This window comes from Massilibacteroides sp. (assembly GCF_028705895.1).
Classification (GTDB): Bacteria; Bacteroidota; Bacteroidia; order Bacteroidales; family Tannerellaceae; genus Massilibacteroides.
Window position 1 is genome coordinate 1 of the sequence record NZ_JAQWCQ010000102.1, and the last position, 4956, is coordinate 4956.

General features: G+C 39.9%; 4 protein-coding genes. 2 read left to right on the plus strand and 2 right to left on the minus strand.

Annotation, left to right across the window (positions count from 1 at the left end):
* Positions 1-180 precede the first annotated feature (180 nt).
* Both PHT93_RS14980 and PHT93_RS14985 read left to right on the plus strand, forming a co-directional pair.
* Positions 181-495, plus strand: a complete 315-nt coding sequence (locus PHT93_RS14980) for a hypothetical protein (RefSeq protein ID WP_300244556.1) — start codon at positions 181-183, stop codon at positions 493-495.
* Between the two features lie 26 nt (positions 496-521).
* A complete protein-coding gene (locus PHT93_RS14985; RefSeq protein ID WP_300244559.1) occupies positions 522-1142 on the plus strand; it encodes a hypothetical protein in 621 nt (206 codons plus the stop codon).
* A 49-nt stretch (positions 1143-1191) separates the two neighbouring features.
* On the opposite strand, the gene PHT93_RS14990 is transcribed toward PHT93_RS14985, so the two are convergent.
* Positions 1192-2730 carry an arylsulfatase gene (locus tag PHT93_RS14990; RefSeq protein WP_300244562.1) on the minus strand — a complete coding sequence of 513 codons (1539 nt, stop codon included), beginning with the start codon at positions 2728-2730 and terminating at the stop codon, positions 1192-1194.
* A 161-nt stretch (positions 2731-2891) separates the two neighbouring features.
* Positions 2892-4532, minus strand: coding sequence for a hydroxylamine reductase (gene hcp / locus PHT93_RS14995; RefSeq protein WP_300244563.1), 1641 nt, complete (start codon positions 4530-4532; stop codon positions 2892-2894).
* Between the last annotated feature and the right edge of the window lie 424 nt (positions 4533-4956).

Genomic DNA, 4956 nt, shown 5'->3' on the forward strand with positions numbered 1-4956 from the left:
TCGGCTGACCGACTAATCTTTTATCACTACTTTTGCCCATGTGGTAATTTTTATTGGTGGAACAACAAAATTACACACCTAAGGCGAAACCGAAAGGGAGTAGCCTTTTTTTATGCAAATTTTAGTCAGTCAGTAGTGAAAAAGTATATAAAAATGATAGAGGAGAAAAAGAGATAATCAATGTTTCAGTTGCTCAACATCCCAATCCTACCGCAGGAATGGGAGGGTCGGCTTTCTATGGAAATAAAGATAATTGAGGACGTAGTTTTAGGAATGGTAAAAACTCGGAGAATATTAATGACGATATTCTATATGGGTATAATTTTCAGGAACAATGGGATGTTGCCTTACGAGAAAATCCTCCTTTTGTTTTTATTACCGGTTGGAATGAATGGATTGCCGGAAAATGGCCAAGTCACGACAGTAATCCTGAACATTCATGGTTTTGTGATCAGGCAAGCCCTGAATATAGTCGGGATATTGAGCCGACATTAACAGCCGGATTAAAAGATCATTATTATATGCAAATGGTAAATAATATCAGACGTTATAAAGGGACTCCACCTTTGCAGTTGCTTAGCCAAAAGAAAACAATAAAAAAAAGGAACGATTGGGATGATGTGTTTCCAAGGTACACGGATTATACAGGCGATGTTTTAAAAAGAAATCATCCAAGTGCTTTGTCCTCTCCGTCATACTCTTATGTAAACGAGACGGGAAGAAACGATTTTATGACATTAAAAGTAGCAAGGGATAATCAGTTTATTTACTTTCTGGCGAAAACGAAAGAACCTATTATAACCTCTGCGGGGGAAAATTGGATGACGCTTTATATTAATTCGGATCGTTCTTTTCTGACAGGATGGAATGGATATGATTATCGGGTAATCGATGGAAAATATTGTGAATTATACAAAGAGGGTAAATGGATAAAATACATTGATGTTAAATTTTATGTTGATATAAATCAGATGATGATTTCCGTTCCTTTAAAAGCCTTGAGTCTTGATCCGGATCGATTAAATCTGGAGTTTAAATGGTGCGATAATTGGGTGAACGAAGATCCTATGGATTGGTACGTCAATGGTGATACGGCACCAGGAGGGAGGTTTAACTATATCGCGACCTCCCTGTCTGAATGATTTTGGGATGTGTTCCTGCTTCTGTAAACTAAAACAAGGAGAGCCCCTTTTATTTGTTGTTGCGTTCTCCCTCTAAAATAGCTTTAAGTTGTTCTGTTTTGTCTGGATATTCTTTGGCTACATTATTCTTTTCTCCTTTGTCTTTTAATAAATTATATAGTTGAGGCTCTTTGCTGTTTCCTAACTCGGTATTCGTGTTTTTGTTAAAAACACCTCCATTACTTGGGGAGATATACTTCCACTCTTTAGTTGAGATAGATAATGCACCGGCTTGTTCAACAATATACTCTCGTCCTTTTTGCTCTTTGCCTAAGAAAGTTTCTATATAGTTCTTGCTATCGATAGCAGCTTCTGGTGTTAATTCTGCACCGATCAATTTTGCTAATGAGGCGAAAATGTCGATATGTGAAACAAGTGCATCGGAAACGCCTTCTTTTACCTTTCCAGGGCAATTGACAATAAAGGGAACGCGTGTTCCCGCTTCAAAGTTACTGTATTTGCCTCCGCGGAAATCGCCCCATGGACGATGTTCACCTAATAGTTCAACGGCCTGATCCTGATATCCGTCATCAACAACCGGACCGTTATCACTGCTTAAAATTATGAGGGTGTTTTCTGTTAAACCGTTTTTTTCAAGAGTGGAAATGATCTGCCCTACACTCCAATCAAACTCCAGTATAGCATCTCCTCGTGGTCCCATACCACTTTTCCCTGCGAAACGAGGATGGGGAACGCGGGGAACATGGATGTCGTTGGTCGCAAAATACAGGAAGAAAGGTTTGTCAAGATTCTTTTCAATGAACTGCACAGCCTTATTTGTGATGCTGTCGGCTATGTTTTCATCTTTCCATAACGCTTGTTTTCCTCCTTTCATATATCCGATACGGGAAACTCCGTTTACAATTGCCATATCGTGTCCGTGACTTGGTTTTAATACCGTCAGCATTTCCGGATGATCTTTCCCGAGTGGTTCTCCTTGAAATGGTTCTTTATAGCTGACAGCTATCGGATCGTTCGGATCAAGATTCACAACTCGCTGATTTTCTACAAAAACACAAGGAACGCGGTCTCCTGTTGCAGCCATAATATAGGAGTAATCAAAGCCGATATCTTCTGGTCCGGGAGTAATAAAGCCATTCCAATCCTGAGTTCCTTGTTCTGTACCAAGACCTAAATGCCATTTCCCGATGGCTCCGGTGGTGTATCCCGCATTTCTGAATGCGTCTCCTATTGTTGTTTGTTCTGGCCGGATAATCATCCCTGCGTCTCCTGTTGCAATTCCCGTATCATTTCTTCTCCAGGCATAATGCCCCGTAAGTAGTGAGTAGCGTGACGGAGTACTTGTAGCAGCAACAGCATGTGCATCCGTGAAACGAAGCCCTGTATTGGCCAACCTATCTACATGAGGAGTAAGGATAGTTCGTTCTCCATTACAACTAAGGTCTCCATAACCAATATCGTCCGCACAAATAATAATCACATTGGGCGTTTTCTTCACTTCTGCTTTATTACTATTATGGTTACACGCTACGACAAAAGGTATCAATACAACCGGACTGCATTTAATAAAGGGATGTTGTTTTTTCATATTTTTAGAGTATAATTAGATCATCAAAACAATAGGCTCATGAATGACAAAATTACACGATAAAAACTTAAAACCAAGTGTTTCCTGAAGAATACAAAAAACTCGTTATCCCAGATTTAAAACGGAATAACGAGTTTCTCGAATAAATTTACCTTAGAAGTTTATACGGCCATAAACATTTCAATGTCTTCTTCTACAGTAGAAATACCTGCGATACCGAAGTTTTCCACCAATACTTTTGCCACGTTAGGGGAAAGAAATCCAGGCAGCGTGGGACCGAGGTGGATGTTTTTTACGCCTAAGTGCAAAAGAGCCAATAAAACGATTACTGCTTTTTGTTCGTACCAGGCAATATTGAAGGCTATAGGTAATTGGTTAATGTCTTCCAATCCAAACACTTCCTTTAATTTAAGAGCAATTACGGCCAATGAATAACTGTCGTTGCATTGCCCGGCATCCAATACGCGTGGAATACCACCGATGTCGCCTAATGGCAATTTGTTATATCTGTATTTGGCGCAACCTGCTGTCAGGATAACGGTGTCATTGGGTAATGCCTGAGCAAAGTCGGTATAATAATTACGTTTGCTCATTCGTCCATCGCAACCGGCCATAACGAAAAACTTCTTAATAGCTCCCGACTTAACCGCTTCTACTACTTTATCAGCCAATGCTAATACCTGGGCGTGAGCAAATCCTCCGGTGATGCTGCCGTTCTCTATTTCACGAGGCGCCTGACACTGTTTGGCCATTTCAATAATAGGAGAAAAATCTTTTTGTTGTCCGTTCTTACGTTCCGCAATATGCATTGCGCCATCTAATCCGGCTGCCCCTGTTGTAAATATCCGATGTTTGTAGCTTGCATTTTTTGAAGGAGGAACAATACAATTGGTCGTAAAAAGAACAGGCCCGTTAAAAGACTCGAAATCTTCTTTTTGTTGCCACCAGGCACCACCATAATTACCAACTAAATGTTTGTATTTCTTCAAATGTGGATAGTAATGCGCCGGAAGCATTTCACTATGCGTATAGACATCTATTCCGGTACTCTCTGTTTGCTGTAATAACTCCTCAATATCCCGAAGATCATGTCCGCTGATCAGAATACCCGGATTCTTGCCAACTCCGATATTCACCTGAGTAATCTCCGGATTACCATAACGACCGGTATTTGCCGCATCAAGTAAAGCCATTGCCTGAACTCCGTATTTTCCTGTTTCAAGAGCTAAGGCTACTAATTCATCAGCAGAAATATCTTCACGCGTGATTTCCGATAAAGCCTTTTGCATAAACATAAAAATGGCATCATCGGTCTTGTCCAAATTGTAAGCGTGTTCGGCATACGCAGCCATCCCCTTCAATCCGTAGTGAATCAGTTCCTTCAGAGAACGAATGTCTTCATTCGGAGTGCGTAATACACCTACTTCCAAGGCTTTATCCATGAACTCGGATTCGTCACCATTCCATGTGCATTCATCGGGAAACTGTCTGTCGGTTTCACCTAATTCCGTAGTCATTTCCGCCTTAAGAACTAATCCTTCTTTTACTTTGTTTTTGATTGCCTCAAGATCGAAATTAGCATTTGTGATGCTGATAAACAGCGCATCGACGATAAATTTATCTGCTACAGAAGACGCTTTCCCAAGTTTCCTTAACGCGTCATTATAGACCGCTATACCGCGAGCTACAAAGAGCAGTAAGTCTTGCATATTAGATACTTCCGGTGTTTTTCCACATACACCCATAATAGAACAACCCGTTCCTTTCGCTGTTTCCTGGCATTGATAACAAAACATGTTCATGATAATTCCTTTTTATTGGTTTATGACTAAGTTTTTCATTGAACTCTTAAAGATCTTTTTCTCTTTTCTCCCTGATTCTTCTTTGTTCCCATATAGGTCGTAAAGTTGTTTGACAGTTGTCGAAAAACTTTACCACAACTGTCGAAAAGTTTTTCCATATATATGGAAAAAGGAAAATACTACGGTAAAACAAAAAAGACCTCCTATCCTTTTGAGCAAAGATAGGAGGCCGGTATCCTTCAAAGATGTCACATTTGGTACACTTTGGTTTTTTTCTGGAATATATATTTAAAGAGGTCCTGACTTTGACGGTTTATTTTCGAAAACGAATGATTTTCAGTGTCTTTTGTTTTTGTTTAGACACTACACCTAATTTCTACTATCCAGTTTAAATGGTACGGTATGCCTTTTCATTTTCATGGCT